The sequence below is a fragment of the Rhodococcus sp. IC4_135 genome (genome assembly GCF_011602025.1).
GTDB lineage: Bacteria > Actinomycetota > Actinomycetes > Mycobacteriales > Mycobacteriaceae > Rhodococcus_F > Rhodococcus_F baikonurensis.
Map to the genome: position 1 here is coordinate 683,053 of NZ_JAAOLG010000001.1, position 17,390 is coordinate 700,442.

General features: G+C 63.4%; 14 protein-coding genes. 7 read left to right on the forward strand and 7 right to left on the reverse strand.

Annotation, left to right across the window (positions count from 1 at the left end):
• The first annotated feature begins 45 nt into the window (after nt 1–45).
• From G8767_RS03355 to G8767_RS03380, 6 genes are read left to right on the forward strand one after another with little or no spacing between them, the layout of a single operon-like run.
• The gene (locus G8767_RS03355; protein ID WP_095968817.1) at nt 46–1,125 is read left to right on the forward strand and encodes an ABC transporter substrate-binding protein; all 1,080 of its coding nucleotides are present in this window, start codon (nt 46–48) and stop codon (nt 1,123–1,125) included.
• Complete coding sequence (locus tag G8767_RS03360) at nt 1,122–1,943, forward strand: ABC transporter ATP-binding protein (protein ID WP_166809333.1); 822 nt, start codon at nt 1,122–1,124, stop codon at nt 1,941–1,943. The genes G8767_RS03355 and G8767_RS03360 overlap by 4 nt, the downstream gene beginning before the upstream one ends.
• A complete protein-coding gene (locus G8767_RS03365) occupies nt 1,936–2,808 on the forward strand; it encodes an ABC transporter permease (RefSeq protein WP_095968818.1) in 873 nt (290 codons plus the stop codon). The genes G8767_RS03360 and G8767_RS03365 overlap by 8 nt, the downstream gene beginning before the upstream one ends.
• Before the next feature lie 31 nt (nt 2,809–2,839).
• Nucleotides 2,840–4,186, forward strand: coding sequence for an LLM class flavin-dependent oxidoreductase (locus G8767_RS03370; RefSeq protein ID WP_124567582.1), 1,347 nt, complete (start codon nt 2,840–2,842; stop codon nt 4,184–4,186).
• On the forward strand, nt 4,183–5,415 hold the full coding sequence (locus tag G8767_RS03375; RefSeq protein WP_124567581.1) for an MFS transporter: 1,233 nt from the start codon (nt 4,183–4,185) through the stop codon (nt 5,413–5,415). Before G8767_RS03370 ends, G8767_RS03375 begins: the two co-directional genes overlap by 4 nt.
• 13 nt (nt 5,416–5,428) lie before the next feature.
• Nucleotides 5,429–6,415 (forward strand): LLM class F420-dependent oxidoreductase, encoded by a 987-nt coding sequence (locus G8767_RS03380; protein ID WP_095968821.1) that lies wholly within the window; start codon nt 5,429–5,431, stop codon nt 6,413–6,415.
• A gap of 9 nt (nt 6,416–6,424) precedes the next feature.
• Here G8767_RS03380 and G8767_RS03385 read toward each other — a convergent pair whose 3' ends face one another.
• The 5 genes from G8767_RS03385 to G8767_RS03405 all read right to left on the reverse strand — a co-directional run bounded on the left by G8767_RS03385 (nt 6,425) and on the right by G8767_RS03405 (nt 13,448).
• Nucleotides 6,425–7,087: a DUF3239 domain-containing protein gene (locus G8767_RS03385; protein WP_124567580.1), complete on the reverse strand. Its 663-nt coding sequence runs from the start codon at nt 7,085–7,087 to the stop codon at nt 6,425–6,427.
• A 74-nt stretch (nt 7,088–7,161) separates the two neighbouring features.
• Nucleotides 7,162–9,240, reverse strand: coding sequence for a peptidase (locus tag G8767_RS03390; protein WP_166809334.1), 2,079 nt, complete (start codon nt 9,238–9,240; stop codon nt 7,162–7,164).
• A 102-nt stretch (nt 9,241–9,342) separates the two neighbouring features.
• Entirely contained in the window at nt 9,343–11,001 is a 1,659-nt protein-coding gene (locus G8767_RS03395) for a DNA repair helicase XPB (RefSeq protein ID WP_003940219.1), read from the reverse strand.
• Between the two features lie 180 nt (nt 11,002–11,181).
• Nucleotides 11,182–12,258: an alcohol dehydrogenase catalytic domain-containing protein gene (locus G8767_RS03400; RefSeq protein WP_166809335.1), complete on the reverse strand. Its 1,077-nt coding sequence runs from the start codon at nt 12,256–12,258 to the stop codon at nt 11,182–11,184.
• The gene (locus tag G8767_RS03405) at nt 12,255–13,448 is read right to left on the reverse strand and encodes an LLM class flavin-dependent oxidoreductase (RefSeq protein ID WP_166809336.1); all 1,194 of its coding nucleotides are present in this window, start codon (nt 13,446–13,448) and stop codon (nt 12,255–12,257) included. The genes G8767_RS03400 and G8767_RS03405 overlap by 4 nt, the downstream gene beginning before the upstream one ends.
• A 268-nt stretch (nt 13,449–13,716) precedes the next feature.
• Between G8767_RS03405 and G8767_RS03410 the strand changes: the two genes are divergently transcribed.
• Entirely contained in the window at nt 13,717–14,367 is a 651-nt protein-coding gene (locus G8767_RS03410; RefSeq protein WP_095968825.1) for a TetR/AcrR family transcriptional regulator, read from the forward strand.
• 425 nt (nt 14,368–14,792) lie between these two features.
• On the opposite strand, the gene G8767_RS36275 is transcribed toward G8767_RS03410, so the two are convergent.
• Together G8767_RS36275 and G8767_RS03420 are read right to left on the reverse strand one after the other, a co-directional pair.
• Nucleotides 14,793–14,918 (reverse strand): hypothetical protein, encoded by a 126-nt coding sequence (locus G8767_RS36275; RefSeq protein ID WP_007733507.1) that lies wholly within the window; start codon nt 14,916–14,918, stop codon nt 14,793–14,795.
• Between the two features lie 87 nt (nt 14,919–15,005).
• Nucleotides 15,006–17,330, reverse strand: coding sequence for a helicase-associated domain-containing protein (locus G8767_RS03420; RefSeq protein ID WP_166809338.1), 2,325 nt, complete (start codon nt 17,328–17,330; stop codon nt 15,006–15,008).
• Nucleotides 17,331–17,390: the final 60 nt, after the last annotated feature.

The following is a 17,390-nucleotide window of genomic DNA, read 5'->3' on the forward strand; positions in this document are numbered from 1 at the left end:
TGTAGCCGAGAACTGAACCAATCATCTTCTACAGGAAGCCACTTCATGATTCGCCCTCGTTTCGCGCGCTCGGTAGCCGCGGTCGTCGCTCTTGTCACTCTGTCCAGCTTCGCCGTTGCCTGCTCGGGCTCCTCCGACGAAGTGGTCAAGACCGCCGACGGCAAGACCGTCCTGCGGTACGAAGGCAGCACCGGACAGGTCATCTACCCCGAGTTGGCCGCCGACCTCGGCTACTTCAACGACGTGGAGCTCAACTGGATCGGTGACACGACCAGCGGCCCTCAGAGCATTCAGAACGCGGCGACCGGTCAAACCGAGTTCGGTGGAGCGTTCAACGGTGCCGTGGTGAAGTTGGCTTCCGCAGGTTCACCGATCACCTCGGTCATCGGGTACTACGGCTCGGACAAGGAGAGCTTCAACGGGTACTACGTGCTCGACGACAGTCCGATCAAGTCTGCGAAGGACTTGATCGGCAAGAAGGTCGGGATGAATACCCTCGGCGCACACCACGAGTTCGTCGTGCGTGAATGGCTTGCGCGACAGGGGCTTACGCCGGACGAGATCAAGCAGGTGGAATTGATCGTGGTGCCGCCGGTCAACACGGAACAAGCGCTGCGGCAGGGACAGATCGACGTCGCCACTCTCGGCTCGGTCTTCCGGGACTCCGCGCTCGAACGTGGTGGTCTTCGTGAGCTGTTCACGGACGAGTCGCTGTTCGGCTCGTTCACCTACGGCACGTTGGTGTTCCGTGACGACTACATCGCGCAGAACAAGGAGGCGGTCGCCGATTTCGTTCAGGGAACAGCGCGAGCCATCCGCTGGACTCAGACGCACCCGCGTGAGGAAGTGATCGCGAAGCTGACCTCGATCATCAACAACCGAGGACGCAACGAGGACACCAAGCTCATCAGCTACTGGAAGAGTCCGGGAGTCGCCGGCCCCGGCGGAACGATCACCGATACCGAGATCAGCACGTGGATCGACTGGCTCACCCGAAACGGCGAACTCGAAGAGGGGAAGTTGAAGCCGTCGGACATCTACACCAACGAGTTCAATCCATACGCCAACGGAACGTATTCACCCGACAGCGGCGCTGACGGACAGGCACTGGAGGCAGCAAAATGAGCACAGAACCGAAACTACGGCTCGAGCACGTCACCAAACAGTTCGACATTCGTGGGACCGACGAGGTTTTCACCGCAGTCGAGGACATCAACATCGACGTGGCGCCGGGGGAGTTCCTGGTACTCGTAGGGCCGAGTGGTTGCGGCAAGTCAACTCTCCTTGACCTTCTCGGTGGACTCAGTTCACCCACTTCCGGTCGAATCCTTCTGGACGGCAAGCAGATCACCGGCCCCGGCTTGGACAGGGGCATCGTCTTCCAGCAGTACGCACTGCTTCCGTGGCGCACTGCACGTCACAACATCGAGTTCGGCCTCGAGGCGAAGGGCGTCAAGAAGAGCGAGCGACGCGAACTCGCCGAGCACTACCTCGAACTGGTCGGTCTGCAAGGCTTCGCGGATCGCTATCCGCACGAGTTGTCCGGCGGAATGAAGCAGCGAGTTGCGATTGCTCGCAGCCTGGCCTTCGATCCCGAGGTGTTGCTGATGGACGAACCGTTTGCAGCCCTGGACGCACAGACACGGGAGTCGCTGCAGGATGAGCTTCTGCGCATCTGGAAGGCCACCGGCAAGACGATCCTGTTCATCACCCACGGAATCGACGAGGCCATCTACCTCGGACAACGTGTTGCCGTGCTGACCTCGAGGCCGGGGCGCGTCAAGACGATCGTCGACATCGACATCGACAGGTCCGGCGACGACGTGCGATCCGGTGAGGAGTTCCGAGTGTCCCGGCACCGGATCTGGACACTGCTGCACGGTGAAGTCGAGCGCGCCCGCGCCGGCGAACTCGATCCCGCCAAGGAGGTTGCACATGTCTAGCGCATTGGCAACGCCGGACGTGGTCGTCGACCCGAAACCGTTGCCCGACAAAACACCTGACATTGCGCAGCGGAGCCAGGCCGGCGGTAAGGCGGCGCGTTACGTCGGTTCCGCCGCGTGGCGGATCGCCAAGCCGTCGATTGCGATCGCGATTTTCCTCGGGATCTGGGAAGCGGCACCTCGGCTCGGGCTGGTGGACAAGGTTTTCCTCCCGCCCTTCACCGAAGTCGTGTCCGCATTCTTCACCCTCGCCGAGAATGGGCAACTGCAAGAACATGTTTCAGCCAGCCTGACGCGTGCGCTGACCGGATTCTTCGTGGCCATCGCGATCGCGATTCCGTTGGGAATTGCGATCGCCTGGTACCGCCCGGTCTCCGACTTCCTCAACCCGATTCTCGAATTGTTCCGTAACACTGCAGCCTTGGCGCTGCTTCCCGTCTTCGTGCTGATTCTGGGAATCGGTGAGGAATCGAAGATCGCCCTGGTGATCTACGCCTGCACCTTCCCGATTCTGCTCAACACCATTTCCGGTGTCCGCACGGTCGATCCGCTGCTGATCAAGTCCGCTGCCTCGCTGGGGTTCTCCTCGATTCGGCTGTTCCAGAAGGTGGTTCTACCCGCTGCGGTGCCCACGATCTTCACCGGAATTCGCATGGCCGCCGCATCGTCGATTCTCGTGCTGATCGCCGCCGAAATGGTCGGGGCCAAAGCCGGTCTCGGGTATCTGATCACCGCCTCACAGCTCAACTTCCAGATCCCGAACATGTACGCGGGTATCGTCGCGATCTCGTTGCTGGGTCTGACGATCAACGCGATTCTGGTCCTGATCGAACGTCGGCTCTCGCGCTGGCGCGTCACGACCTGACCACACTTTCACGGAAAGATTCTGCGAACTCATGTCCGAACGACAATTTCATCTGAACGCCTTCCTGATGGGCGTCGGCCATCACGAGGCGGCGTGGCGCCACCCACACACAAATGCGGCCAACCTTCTGGACGTCAAGCACTTCCAGGATTTGGGAAGGATCGCCGAACGAGGAAAGCTGGACTCGGTGTTCTTCGCCGACGGACTGGCAGTCGGCCCGCGGGTCAAGCACAACACGCAGGCGATCTTCGAACCCGTGACCCTGCTCTCGGCGATCGCTGCAGCCACCGACAAGGTGGGTCTGATTGCGACGGCGTCGACCAGTTACAGCGATCCGTACACTCTCGCAAGAAAGTTCGCTTCCCTCGACCACATCAGCGGGGGGCGCGGCGGATGGAATATCGTCACGTCGGCCGGCGCCGACGAGGCGGCCAACTTCGGCCTCGATGCAGTACCGGCGCACAGCGGTCGTTACGAGCGTGCCGAGGAGTTTCTGGACGTGACGCTCGGACTCTGGGACAGTTGGGAAGAGGGAGCCGTTGTCCTGGACGAAGAGACCGGAATCTTCGCCGATCCTGATCGTGTCCATCGGATCGACCACGACGGTGAACGATTCACGGTCGCCGGTCCGCTCAATTCGCCGAGGTCTCCGCAGGGACGTCCGCTGCTGGTGCAGGCCGGTTCCTCCGAGAGCGGTAAGGATTTCGCGGCGAGATATGCCGAAGCCGTGTTCACCGCTCAACGGACTCTCGAGCAGGGGCAGGATTTCTACAACGATCTCAAAGCTCGGCTGATCAAGTACGGGCGTAGTCCCGACGAGATCAAGGTGCTGCCGGGCATCGTTCCCTTCATCGCGGATACGGAGGAAGAAGCCAAGGCCCTGGAGCAGTCGTTCACGGACCTGATCTCTCCGGAGTATTCACTGCGCCAACTCTCGAACATGGTGGGCGTCGATCTCACCGAACATTCCCTGGACGCCCCGCTGCCGCCACTGCCGGACATCGATCGGATTCAGGGAAACAAGAGTCGATACCAACTCGTCAAAGACCTTGCAGAGAGCGAAAAGCTGACCGTTCGAGAGTTGATCGGCAAACTCGGTGGTGGCCGAGGACATCGGACGTTCGCCGGGACACCGGAGCAGGTGGCCGACGAGTTGACCGAATGGTTCGACAAGGGCGCCGCGGACGGCTTCAACATCATGCCGCCGTACCTGCCGGGTGGGCTCGAGGTCTTTGTCGACCGGGTCGTGCCGATTCTGCAGGCGCGTGGGCTCTTCCGAACCGAGTACACCGAATCCACCCTGCGGGGCCACTACGGCCTCGATCGTCCGGCGAACCGGTTTTCGCGGGCCGCTGACGCGGCAGAAGTGAGCGCGTGACGGAAACTCTACCCAAGGAACAGCCGGCGATTGCCGGGCTCAAGCCGCTGGTGACAACGGTTTTCGTGCCGGCGGCCATCTTCGGGATCGGTCAGGGTGCGGCTGCCCCCATCATGGCCGTGACCGCCCGGGATCTGGGTGCGTCGGTCGCCGTCGCCGGCCTGATCGTTGCCCTCGGTGGTTTGGGCGCCGTACTCGGTGACCTCCCGGCCGGACGGATAGTGTCGCGTTTCGGTGAGCGAAGATCGATCATCGGCGGAAGTACCTTGGGTGCAACAGGAGTGGTGATCTGCCTGCTTGCGCAGACTCCGTGGATGCTGGGAGTCGGAGCACTGCTGACCGGACTGGCGAATGCGGTGTGGGGCCTCGCGAGGCAGAGCTACCTCGCCGAGACCGTGCCACTCGGGCTACGGGCCCGAGCGATGTCGTCGTTCGCGGCGATGTGGCGGTTGGGTTTCTTCCTGGGACCGCTCATCGGTGCGGGCGTGATTCTCCTGGTGGGAGCGCGCGGAGGATTCCTGGTCCAGTTGGTGGGCGTCGTACTCGCCGGGGCACTGATGGCTCGCGTTCCCGACCCGCCGCGAAAGGCGCAGGCGGGCATCGGCGATCACGGGCACGTCACCCTCCCGGACATCCTTCGCCGTCATCGTGCCGCCCTGTCGACGCTCGGGACAGGCTCCCTTCTGATGGGCGCGGCCCGTGCTTCGCGGGAGGCGGTTCTGCCACTGTGGGCATTGCACCTCGGGTTGGATGCAGCCCAGGTGAGTGTGATCTTCGGTATCGGCGCGGCCGTGGACCTGCTGTGCTCGTACCCGGCCGGACACATCATGGACCGGTACGGCCGCAGGCTGGTCGCGGTGCCTTCGCTGACGGTGATCGGTGTGTCGTACCTGATGCTGCCGTTCTCGACGGGTGCACTGGGGCTGACCGTGGTCGCCGTCGTGATGGGGATCGGCAACGGATTGGGCAACGGCGTGATCATGACTCTCGGTGCCGATATCGCTCCGCCCGAGGAGCGCGCCGAGTTCCTCGCTGCATGGCGATTGACCCACGACACGGGCATGTTCGGTGGGCCGCTCGCGATCGGTCTTCTCGCCGCGGTGTTCCCGCTCGGGTGGGCATTCGCCGCCCTGGGCGCGACTTCGTTCGCCGGCGCAGCAATGATGTTCCGCTTCATTCCGGTCTACTCGCCGCGGGTGTCACCCCGCTCGCGCGTCGGGAAACGGTAGGTACGCTCGCTACATGCGATTCGGACTGTTCGTACCTCAAGGCTGGCGTCTGGACCTGGTCGGCATCGACCCCGCGAAGCAGTGGGAGGTGATGCGAGACTTCACGCTGCGCGCGGAGGCAGGGCCGTGGGAATCGGTGTGGGTCTACGACCACTTCCACACCGTTCCCCAGCCGACGGAAGAAGCGACTCACGAGGCGTGGACATTGATGGCCGCACTCGGTGCGTCGACGTCGCGTATCCGACTCGGCCAGATGTGTACCGCCATGAGCTACCGCAACCCGGCGTACCTCGCCAAGGTCGCTGCAACCACCGACCTCATCACGGGTGGACGCGTCGAGATGGGAATCGGCGGTGGATGGTACGAGCAGGAGTGGCGCGCATACGGCTACGGCTTCCCCTCTGCCGGTGAGCGACTGGGCCGACTCGACGAAGGAATCCAGATCATGCAGCAGGCGTGGTCGACCGGCAGCGCCACGCTCGACGGCAAGTACTACCAGGTCGACGGAGCGCTGTGCCGCCCACTTCCGTTGCAAGAGGGCGGAATTCCCATCTGGGTTGCCGGCGGCGGCGAGAAGGTCACACTCAAGATCGCGGCCAAGTACGCGCAGTACACCAACTTCGACGGCACCCCGGAGGGCTTCGTACACAAGTCGGAGATCCTGAAGAAGCACTGCGACACCGTCGGTACCGACTTCGACGCCATCGTCCGTTCGGCCAACTACAACGTGGCCATCGGCGCGACGGAAGCCGAGGTGGCTCAGCGGTTGGAGACACTGAAAGCCAGACTGACGCCGCTGGTCGGCGAAGCTGCCGCCGATGCGTCGCTCGACGCCTTCCGCGGAATGCCTGCCGTGGGTACACCCGAGCAGATCATCGAGAACCTGTCGGCGCTCAAGGCGCAGGGACTCGAGTACGGAATCTTCTACTTCCCCGAGGCCGCGTACGACACGTCGGGAATCGAGATGTTCGAGAAGGAAGTGCTTCCCGCGCTCGCGTAACCGTTGGGGCTAGCGCAGGGAGTCGGGAAGATCGGCCGGTTTGATCAGAACCCGGCGATCGGGGTGAGTGCGAACTTCTTCGGAGTCGGGAATCCGGCTCTGCAGGAAGTTCCACTCGCTCGCGCTGACAGCGGCGATCGCTCGTGCCAGGACGGCCGAGTCCTTGGTTCCCCATTCGATCGGCATGGGACTGACCATCTGCCAGGTGTCTGCCTTGCTTCGGGTGGAACGATCCGAACGCAGCGCCACCGACGGAATGCGGTCGCCGACTCGCCACTTCGGATTGAGTCGAACGTTGCGGCTGACGAGCGCGTACTTCGGCGCCCCGGCGGCCGGCTTCGCGATGTCGATCAGCGCGGTCAGCGTCGCCGCACGCGGGTGGACCTCGGTGACGATCGCAGGGACCAGTGGGTTGTTCGCATACAGAGATTCGACGCTTCCCACCTTGCGGGGCGCCCACACCGCCACCCACAGTGAACTGGCCGCACCGATGGCGAGGACCGCGCCGATAATGATGGACCACACCTCGCCCATGCTGATCAGCCAGGCCCCGACGGCGGCGAGGACGATCGCGAAGATCACCGCAGAAATCTGCAGGCGGCGTACGTCGGCCAGTGTGTCGTTGACCGACTTGGCGTGAGTCTTGTCGACGGTGAACTGGAAGTCAGCCACGAAAAGTTCCTTCGGGTGGTGCCGGACGATCTAGGACCGGCCCCCGATCGCGCGGGGACCGTCCACCAGCGTAGCTAGTTTCGCGCGCGCTCCCACATCTGCAGGTAAGCCTCGGCGCCTCGGCTCATGTCCTCGATGATGGTGTCGCCGTCGGCTCCCGCAGCGATGCGCATGTCCGCGATCCAGTCGGGAATCATCCCGTACTGCGCCACACCGTCGGTGTTCACGTCGAAAACTCGGGTGCCGGCGCGCTGCTGGTCCATGACCGTGCCGTCGAAGGCGGTGTACGGATACTGCAGCGGATTTTCGGCGGCGTCACCGCGCGGTGCGGCCTGCGGCCCGAAGCCGTTGGTGTCGGCGCCGTAGCCGAAACCGAAGTAGTAGTTCTCGCTTCGCATCGCCCGCGCGTCGCGCCATTGGTCGATGAATCCACGCTCTTCGGGCTTCTCGTCCGACGCGTCCAGTTGCCCGGCGTACAGGGCGACGAAACCGCCGAGCGCGTAGATCCGCTTGTACAGGCTCGGGTCGCTCCAGCTGTGACTCGAGACGACACCGGAGTAATTCGCGGCTTCGAGAATATCGAGGGCTGCTTCGGCGGTCTTGACGCTCATGTGGTCGATGTCCACGATCATTCCGCGATCCATCAAACCCCTGATCGTGTATGCGCCCAGATCGGTGAGGCCATGTGAATTACATTGCGGACCAGCGGGGTACACCGGAAGCGTCACCCCGGGTGGGAGTACTGCGAGAAGATTCTGTGCGCCGTCGACCTTGGTGGGCAGCACGTTGTCCTCGGCGACGCCGGTGCATGATTCCGATTGCCAGAACTCCCCGGTGCCCAGGTAGTTGCCGATGTTGACGGCGACGCCGGTGACGCCGCCGTCGAAGCGGGCACCGCCCAGAGCATTGTCGAACTTGTGCGTGACGATCATCTGCCGGACACCCAGGTCGTACAACTCGTCCAGGCCGCGGTCGATGTCGTCCTCGGTGCACTGCGGAATCCCGTTACGCACAGAGCAACCGAAAGGTTCGGATACCTCCACCCCGAGGGTGACGGCGAGCTTTCCGTCGGCGGCCACCTGCCTGGCTTGTTCGGGGGAGCTCACGATGCGGAACCATCCGCGGCCGGGTCCGCCGTACTGGGCGTCGATGTAGTCCTGAAGTTCGCGTGTCTGCTGGGCCTGGATTCGGACGGTCTCCATCTCGTCGCAGGGATTCCGCTTGCTCGGATACAGCTCGCACAGGACCCGATTGGCGACAAAGAGATTGGTGAAGATGCGTAGTCCGCCGCGCCAGGCCCGTTCGACCCATTTGTAGTACGTCTGCTCGTGTGTCAGAGAATCGTGCGCCGGCCAGTCGGCGAAGCTGGGCCAGCCGGTGGTGTCGTGAGTTTCGAAGGGATTTCCGTACGACAGAACGTTTTCGAGGAGGGCCGGTATCCCGTCGGGTTGATGGTCCGGGCAGTCGACGAGCGCTGCGGTGACGCCCTGTGGATCGAAAGGTCGGCCGCAGTGCAGGTTTCCGCCCATGAACTCGGAAGCATTCATGTGCACGTGTGTGTCGATGAATCCGGTGACTTCACCGTTCGGCCCGATTTCTCCCGGAACACCGCTTGCACCCACTTCTGCTTCGGGGAAATCGGCGCAGCCGTCGCGGGGGATCAGAGTGAACGCCGATTCGGGAACGTCACCGGGATCGGACATCGTGAGCATCAAGTCTCGCGAGATCAGTTGGCGACCGTTCGAGGTCGCGGTCAGAACGAAGGACTCGCCGGTGGACATCACGGTCCAGTCGGTGGACGGAGCTGCTTCGGAGGTGGCGAGAACGGAGTCTGCGCCGTCGTGCGAGAGCATCGATCCGTCCGGGCCGTACAGCATGAAACGGCCCAACTGGGCCGCGTGTAGGCGGAACGGTTCGGCGTCGGCGGCTTTCGTGGAATCGGTGAGGTACGCGGTTCCGTCACGGCGCACGAAATCACCGGACTCCGTGCGAAGTGCGTAGCAGCCGTTCGCAAGTGCGTACACCGAGTTCTGCGCGCCAGGAGCTGGACTCGGTGCCGCAGCACTGACGCCGGTCGTGGCGACGACGACGGCGGCAGTCAGCAGCGAGATGGTTCCGGCGAGCCGACCCCGTAGACGTGGAACTGAGCGCATGGTGCTGGTGACCCCCGGCCGATGGACACGACTGTGACAGGGGACACTCTACAGATAACTGGACGTATGTCCATTTGTTTCTGCAACGTGTTGCAGAAATGGTCAGCCGATTGCAGGTCCGAGCAGGTCGTCGGCGTCGGTGATTCGGTAGGCGTAGCCCTGTTCGGCGAGGAATCGCTGACGATGGGCCGCGTACTCCGCATCGAGAGTGTCGCGGGAAACCACCGAATAGAAGTGAGCCTGACCGCCGTCGTGCTTGGGCCGCAGGAGGCGCCCGAGTCGCTGAGCCTCTTCCTGCCTCGACCCGAACGTTCCCGAAACCTGCACGGCGACAGACGCCTCCGGAAGGTCGATCGAGAAGTTCGCGACCTTGCTCACCACGAGCGTCTGGATCTCACCGTTACGGAACTGATCGAACAGGATCTCGCGTTCCTTGTTCTTGGTGGATCCCTTGATCACCGGAGCGTTCAGAGCCTCGCCGAGTTCGTCGAGTTGATCGAGATACGCACCGATCACCAAGGTCGGGGAATCGGGGTGCTTGGCCAGAATCGATTTCACGACAGCAATTTTGGTGTGCGCCGTCGAGCACAGCTTGTAGCGCTCCTCGGGTTCGGCGACGGCATAGGACATGCGTTCGGCGTCCGTCATCGTCACTCGCACCTCGACGCAGTCGGCCGGCGCGATCCAGCCCTGCGCTTCGATGTCCTTCCACGGAGCGTCGTAGCGCTTGGGGCCGATGAGCGAGAAGACGTCGCCTTCGCGGCCGTCTTCACGCACCAGCGTCGCAGTCAGGCCGAGACGGCGGCGAGACTGCAGGTCTGCCGTCATCCGGAAGACGGGCGCGGGCAGCAGGTGCACCTCGTCGTAGATCACCAGTCCCCAGTCGCGGGAATCGAACAGCTCGAGATGCTTGTATTCGCCCTTCGTACGACGCGTGATGACCTGGTACGTGGCGATCGTGACCGGCCGAATCTCCTTGCGCTCGCCGGAGTATTCGCCGATCTCTTCCTCGGTCAACGACGTGCGGGCGATGAGCTCACGCTTCCACTGCCGGCCGGCGACGGTGTTGGTCACCAGAATGAGGGTGGTGGCCTTTGCCTTCGCCATGGCGGCTGCGCCCACCATCGTCTTCCCGGCGCCACACGGCAGCACGACGACGCCCGAGCCACCGGCCCAGAACGAATCCGCTGCCATCTGCTGGTAGTCACGCAGTTCCCAGTGGCCCTCTTCGAAGGCGAGGTCGATGGGATGCGCTTCGCCGTCCACATAGCCGGCGAGGTCCTCGGCGGGCCAGCCGACCTTGAGCAGCATCTGCTTGAGGCGGCCGCGTTCGCTCGGGTGGACGATCACGGTGTCGTCGTCGACCTTCTCACCGAGCATCGGCGAGATCTTCTTGTGTCGCATCACCTCGGTGAGGACTGCGCGGTCGAGGCTGACCAGGATGAGGCCGTGGACCGGGCTCTTGACCAACTGCAAACGTCCGTACCTGGCCATCGTGTCGACGATGTCGACCAGCAGTGGCTGGGGGACCGCGAACCGCGAGTACGACACGAGCGCGTCGACAACCTGCTCGGCGTCGTGTCCGGCGGCGCGGGCATTCCACAAGGCCAGGGGAGTGATGCGATACGTGTGGACGTGTTCCGGGGCCCGTTCGAGTTCCGCGAAAGGGGCGATTGCCTGTCTGGCATCGCCGGCGCGCTCGTGGTCGACCTCCAACAGCAGCGTCTTGTCGGATTGGACGATCAACGGTCCGTCGGTCACGGAAGCCTCCTAGTGAAACAAACGCGGCAGCCACAAAGCGTTGCACCGCGCTGTCGGCTGACGCCAACCCTGCCATTGTCCTGGTATCGGAGCGCATACGCCAACAGGCGACGCTTGCACACCCCGAAGTAGAGGTGCCCGAGTGCGGGCACCCCTACGTCAACAGGGCAGGGTCGACCGCTATTCCGGGAGGCCGGCGGGTAGAACGATGATCTTCACGTGTTCGTCGGGTGCGCGCAGAGCTGCGAAAGCGTCCGAGACTTCATCCAGACCGACCCGGCCGGTGATGATTGCTTCGGCGTCGATCTCGCCGTCGGCGAGCCTCTGCAGGGTGATGTCGTAGGCATTCTCGTAAGGACCGTGACCGAAGTTGATCGAGATCCTCCGGAACTGCCCGACGACGGGAATGATCGTCTCGTCGCCGAACGGCGCAGCCAGAACCTGAATCCGCGAGTTGAACGGCAGCGTGTGCATCAGTTCTCCGATGACTCCCGCCCGGCCGCTGCATTCGTAGGCGATCAGAACTCCGTTCGCGGCCTGACCGACAAGCTGGTTGCCTTCGGCGATCATCCGATTCCACAGTTCGATCGGATCCTGCTCGGCCGGATCGACGACGATGTCCGCGCCCATCCTCTCGGCGAGCTCGCGCCTTTTCGGGGAGGGCTCCGAAGCGATGACGATCTGCGCTCCGCGCGCTTTGGCGGCGACGATGGCGCCCAGTCCGATCGTTCCGCAGCCGATGACGAGCGCCGAATCGGCCGAGGTGAGGCCGGACTGTTGCAGGTGCATCTCGCCCACGTGGAGCGGTTCGGCAAGTGTGGCGTGCTCGAGTGACAGGTGATCGGGAACTTTGCGGACCCAGAACGCATCGACGACGATGTGATCGCCGAACGCGCCGTGATAGTCGTTGGAGTAGCCGATGATCGTCGGGATCCCGGTAGCCGTGTCGGTGGCCAACCCGATGCCGGCCACCCGATCGCCGATCGTGAAATCTTCTACTGCAGAACCGGTCTCGGAGACGATACCCGCGTATTCGTGCCCCAGGACCACTGGCGCGTCTGGATCGAAGGTGGCGAGCGGGTAGCCCCCGTCGTGCGCGACCTGAACGAACCGGCACGGGTCCTTCGACATGCTCAGGTCACTGCCGCAGATCCCGCAGGCGACGACGTCGATGCGGATCTGATGGGGTGCCAACGGCGGCGCGTCGGCCACCTCGGCAACGGCGAATTCTCCCTGCTGGAATCGGACGGCCCTCATGCGCGCACGGCTCCCGTCTCGGCCGGCCGGCCGTAGTAGTCGGTATGGGCTTTGGTGATCGCTCCGACCAGCCCGCCGATCAGGTATTCGCGGTTGTCCTCGGCGAACTGCATGCTCGCCTGACGCCCGACATTGCGCTTCCGGAAGTGCGGGACCACCTCGGAGGCGAACAATTCGTAACTGCGTTTGGTGTCCTCCCAGCTCGCCATGTCGACGTGAAGGATCAGGAACGTGCCGAACCCTCCCGTCTTCTCGATCAGACGCTCGATCTGCGCGATCGCATCTTCGGGAGTACCGATGATCGCCTGACCGAACTCGCCGAGCGTGTCGTTGCGCCACTGATCGATGATTCCGGCAGGGGTATCTGCCCAGGCCGGGTTCTGGCCGGTCTGTCGATTAACGTAGGAGGCCATCGATCCGATCCGTCGGCTCACGGCGTGCTCAGCCTCGGCTCGGGTCTCGGCGAGGAACATCGGATTGACCACACGCCACGTCGTTCGGTCGGCGCGGTGGCCGTGTTCGGCCGAGACCTTCTCGTACACATCCCAGTTGCGATCCAGTGCGTCGAAGCCGCTGGGTGAACTCGCCGCCAACGAGAGTAGGGAGAGGCCGTTCTTGCCTGCGAGTACCGAACCGTTGGGGGAAATGGTCGACGCTGTCACGGTCTCGATGCCGTCCGCTCGGTAGGTGGGCAGCTGTGCACGCGCGTCACGCAACGTGAACCAGTCGGTTTCCATAGTGACGACCTCGCCGCGGAGCAACGCGAGAATGGCTTCGAGTGCTTCACCCTGGCGCCGACGCTGGTCCGACGGGTTGATGCCCATCATGTGTGCATCGAGGGGGATCTTGCCCGGACCGGTGCCGAAGATGAGTCGTCCGCGGGTCTGGAGATCGAGCTGAGTGATGCGGTCGGCGGTGATCAGCGGGTGGTGATAGGGCAGGGACGTCACACCCGTGCCGAACTGGATGCGCTCGGTCCGCTCGGCGGCTGCGGCGATGAAGATGTCCGGGGCAGGCACGATCTCGGCGCCGGTCGAATGATGCTCACCCATCCAGGCTTCCTCGAATCCGAGGTGGTCCAAGTGCGTCATGAGGTCGATATCGCGTCTGAGTTGCAGGGCGGGATCGGCGTCGAGCGGATGGTACGGGGCGAGGAATGCTCCGAAGCGGATGGACGATGCGGACCACACGATGACATCTCCTGTCGACAGGGAAGTGATTTGGCTCACTCGCTCTGATCGAGATGTCTAACATGGATCAAGTGATCCAATAAGTTGAATCTCCCGCACAGTGGGAGGTTTGTAATCATCTGCAATACAACAACTTATGCGTCGATGTTGCAGGATAGTGTTTCTTCAAGTCGATCATGTGAATCAGGAAAGAGCAGGCTGTGAATCACTCTGACTCCGCGTTCGCCACTGTGGAGACGTTTGTCGAGCCCGTGCGAAGCTCGTTCGTATGACCGACTCCAGGCAGAACCGTCAAGGCGACGCGACGCGCACACGCTTGCTCAAAACTGCCGAGCGCCTTTTTGCGACAGAGGGATTGGACGCCGTGTCCCTGCGCGCGGTGAACGCCGCAGCCGGTCTCGGGCCGTCGTCCGTCCACTACCACTTCGGCACCAAGGACGATCTGGTCGCCGCGGTGCTGCTGGACATGGGGTCGTCGGTGCGAGATCAGATCAGCGCGAACGTGGACGCCCTCGCCGCCGACAAGACACCGCCGACGGTCGAGGCGCTGGTACGGGCCGTCACCGCGCCCTACAAGGCATTGCTCGTTCGCCATCGCACGCGGGGGATGCGTTGGATCAGAATCGTCACGCAGATCTCGCAGCCGCGGATGTCGCGAGCCGGCCATCCAGCCCTCGAGGCGACAGAGCTGCACCTCCGCGATCACCTGCTCGACCAGGTCCGTCGTACCTTTCCCGCTACCGATCCGGACAGAATGGAGACTCGCTGGGCTATCGCCTTGATGGGCTTCCTCCACGCGTTGAGCCGGGCGGACGATTGGAGCGGAAGTGGCAAGCCGCTCGCGCCGGAGCGGCTCGCCGACTTCTACGAGGACCAGGTCGTCTTTCTTATCGGTGGTGTACGGCAGTTATTGGGGTGAGTACCTAATCGATACGCCTCCTATTTCTGCGCGACCACTGACTTCCGCATTTCCATTACATGAGTAATAGCTTCGGAAATCCCGGATCGATAACCGATATTCTTTTCGGAATCACCCGGAGTGGAATCAAGCTCCGATTCAAGTCTCGTTTGAATACGGTCCAGGGTGTGGATTGTTCTTTTCACGATGGTTGATTCTCTTTCTGCGGTAAATCCGAAAGTTGTATTCCGGATTGCCGAGCGTGTTCGTCGAGGACGCAGAGTGAAGCGAGGGTCATGCCCGCTGCGTAGCCGCGCGAGCGCGCATCAGTTCCTCGACTACGTGACTTGAACAGGTTGAATGTCTCGTGCAGGTGCACGAGGGTGTCGGTGGAGGCAGGCATGGGTCAGCTTCGCAGTCAGCTCGTCTTCCTCTGGACTGTGGTGTCAGCTCCGCTTCCGCTTACGAATGAACTCGGAAGACTCCGCAGTTTTCGCCCGCTTTTCCGCGCGGCGTTCCTTGATCGACTGGGCGGGTTTCTTCATGTTCTTACCCGGCGCCTTGTCAGCCATTGTCGCTCCTCATTTTTCGAAGTGGCAATCACAAACTGACCTCGACCATACTTCATTTACAGAAAAAAGCCAGTTGCTTGTTTTCTGCTACTTTTTTCCGGAGTCGACGGGGCTGACGGAAGTAATGCGGTGCAACGTGAAACGGCGTACGGCACCACTAGCCGGGTCGAAGGCGTCCAACTGTCCTCCGCCCACGCTGACGGGGTCGACGATGCGATGCGTCGCCACTCCCTGAGCGTCGACGTAGCCGATGTTGACGCTGGAATTGTCTCGGGCCGCCGTGGCCAGCAAGGCGATGGTGGCGGCGTTGTTCTCCCTCGAACCGTCCGTCCGGACACCACCACGGCCCGGGGCGGAAGCGCGGTCACCTGCCCGCATCGTGCGTACCAACGACGCCAGCTGATCCGCCGAGGGGCTCGCCGGCATTCTCGACGCCGGTCGGCTGCGACGGTTAGGTACACGTGCCCCACGTGGGCGGAGATCGACCAACGTGCCCGAGGAGTCCTCACCTGCCGGTGCGAATCCGGCGGCTCGCAGCTCGGCCAGGACTTCGCGGAGCGGGGCCTGCGAAATCGCGACCGTAGGAGCCAATGCGCGCAGAGCCAACGGCTCGGCCACCGCGGATGCAAGTACCTCCGCCAAAAGCGATGCGTCCTCGCACCGAATGAACGACGCCGCAACCCCGGCACGCAGTCGCCCGTGTCGACGGGCGACATCGTCGATCAGATACGAAAGTGATTGGGGAACAGGCGTCTTCGATTTCGAAGCGAACATCGCATGCAGTTCGGTGGCCGTCAGACCGGCGTCGAGCGCACGACGCACGCTGTCCTCACTGATGCGGTACATCGACGCCGATCCTGCCGACTCGATGTCCGCGACCAGGCTCACCTGCTCGAGCAGGTCCGGTACCAGCGGGCCGGGAGCAACCAACGTCAGATCTGCCTGGACCAGGATGTAGTCGATGGGCTCGGGTAGCGCGGACTGCATTTCGGCTTCGGCGTCCCCACCGTGCAGCAATGCTCGTCCAGGCGACGACAAAGCACCGCGGGCCACCAGTCCGAGCGCGGCGGCCTCGTCCAGAGTCCGCTCGATCGCGAACGTCCGCAGGCGCCCGCTCCATCGCGGGCGTCGCCACGCGAGCAGCCGACTCACCTCGACGGCCGAAGCAGTCTGGCCACTGTCGAGTTCGGCGAGCAGCCCCAGAATGGCCTGGCGGTCGCGAGGCGCCGCCGGGGCTCGGCCCTCCTCGGACAATGCGGCGATCGGCTTGTCGGTGGAATCGCGCAGCCCGATCATCCACGGAACTCGCGGTACGTCAACCCAGGCGGATGCCAGGACCTCCCACCGACGCGCTGTGGACGCGTTGAGCCAGCCGTCGACGGCGAGTGTGGGCGTCCAGTACTCGTCCGCGTTGTCCGAGACCGGCGCCGGGTCGGGCGTTCCACTGGCGATGAGGCCGGCCGCCGAGAGCAATTCGACGAGCAGGCTCACGCGCGCTTCGTCGAGATCGGCCGTCTTGGCCACGCGTCGTAGTTCTCGAACACCGAGACCACCGGCTCGCAGTGCGGGAGCCGGTGCTGCGCCCAGAACGGCGATCACGTTCTCGCATTGGCGTACCAACTCGAGCGCTTCGCCCGCTGCTGCGGCGTTCACGTCCGCGGGCTTGAGTTTGTCGCCCCCGATGACGGGTGCGGTCAGCGTCGTCGGATCGAAAACCGGCTCGCCGCGGATGACCTGACGAACCGTCGCCGGGAGTTCGACGGTCTGCTCGTCGAGCCACCGCAGCAGGCCGGCCGCCAGCAGTCGTTGAACCGGGCGCTCCGGCGGCGTTCCGGGGGCGGCGTCGCGGGTGCGGCCGATCGGGCTCGAGTTGGCGAGAGTCTCGAGGAGATCCCGCTCGCGGGTGTCCAGAGCGTCGAGGGCTGCCGAGATCTCGGTCTCGGTCATCGCCTCGGCAGGCTCGAGGGCTCGCCCCACACGCCACGGAATCATCCCGATGACCGCCGGGACGACGCTGATGGGATCGACACCCCAGATGAGGGCGGACTCGCGCATCTTCGCCAGTGACTTGTCGACGGCCTTCTTGGTGACCTTGCCCTTGCCGGTCAGGGCCCGTTCGGCGATCGCAGTGTTGAGCTCCGCCCGCGTCATCGGGGTTTCCTCGGCGCCAGCCAGTGCCAACAATTCGAGAAGACCGAAATCGAGGGTGTCGAGTTCGTCCGCAGCTCGGCTGACCGACGCGCGTTGCTGTGCCCGACCGCTGAGAACCACCATCGTGCTCGGCGGCGGTACGGCCAGATCGGGGCGCAGACGCAGCAACTCCGTCAACTCGGCGTCACTGCGCGCCGAGAGCCAATCGGTCAGACTTTCGGCTGCGGAACTGCCCGCCGGGGTGCCACGTGTTTCGGTCATCAGGTATCAGATTAGAGACCTGGTCTGTACGGCGTAACGGCGTCCTGTCAAAATGACTTC

Excerpts from the sequence above, each read along its gene's own strand:
- G8767_RS03360 (WP_166809333.1), top strand. The coding sequence starts at position 1,122 with ATGAGCACAGAACCGAAACTACGGCTCGAGCACGTCACCAAACAGTTC.
- G8767_RS03390 (WP_166809334.1), bottom strand. The coding sequence starts at position 9,240 with ATGCGCTCAGTTCCACGTCTACGGGGTCGGCTCGCCGGAACCATCTCG.
- G8767_RS03355 (WP_095968817.1), top strand. The coding sequence starts at position 46 with ATGATTCGCCCTCGTTTCGCGCGCTCGGTAGCCGCGGTCGTCGCTCTT.
- G8767_RS03365 (WP_095968818.1), top strand. The coding sequence starts at position 1,936 with ATGTCTAGCGCATTGGCAACGCCGGACGTGGTCGTCGACCCGAAACCG.
- G8767_RS03380 (WP_095968821.1), top strand. The coding sequence starts at position 5,429 with ATGCGATTCGGACTGTTCGTACCTCAAGGCTGGCGTCTGGACCTGGTC.
- G8767_RS03410 (WP_095968825.1), top strand. The coding sequence starts at position 13,717 with ATGACCGACTCCAGGCAGAACCGTCAAGGCGACGCGACGCGCACACGC.
- G8767_RS03370 (WP_124567582.1), top strand. The coding sequence starts at position 2,840 with ATGTCCGAACGACAATTTCATCTGAACGCCTTCCTGATGGGCGTCGGC.
- G8767_RS03420 (WP_166809338.1), bottom strand. The coding sequence starts at position 17,330 with ATGACCGAAACACGTGGCACCCCGGCGGGCAGTTCCGCAGCCGAAAGT.
- G8767_RS03400 (WP_166809335.1), bottom strand. The coding sequence starts at position 12,258 with ATGAGGGCCGTCCGATTCCAGCAGGGAGAATTCGCCGTTGCCGAGGTG.
- G8767_RS36275 (WP_007733507.1), bottom strand. The coding sequence starts at position 14,918 with ATGGCTGACAAGGCGCCGGGTAAGAACATGAAGAAACCCGCCCAGTCG.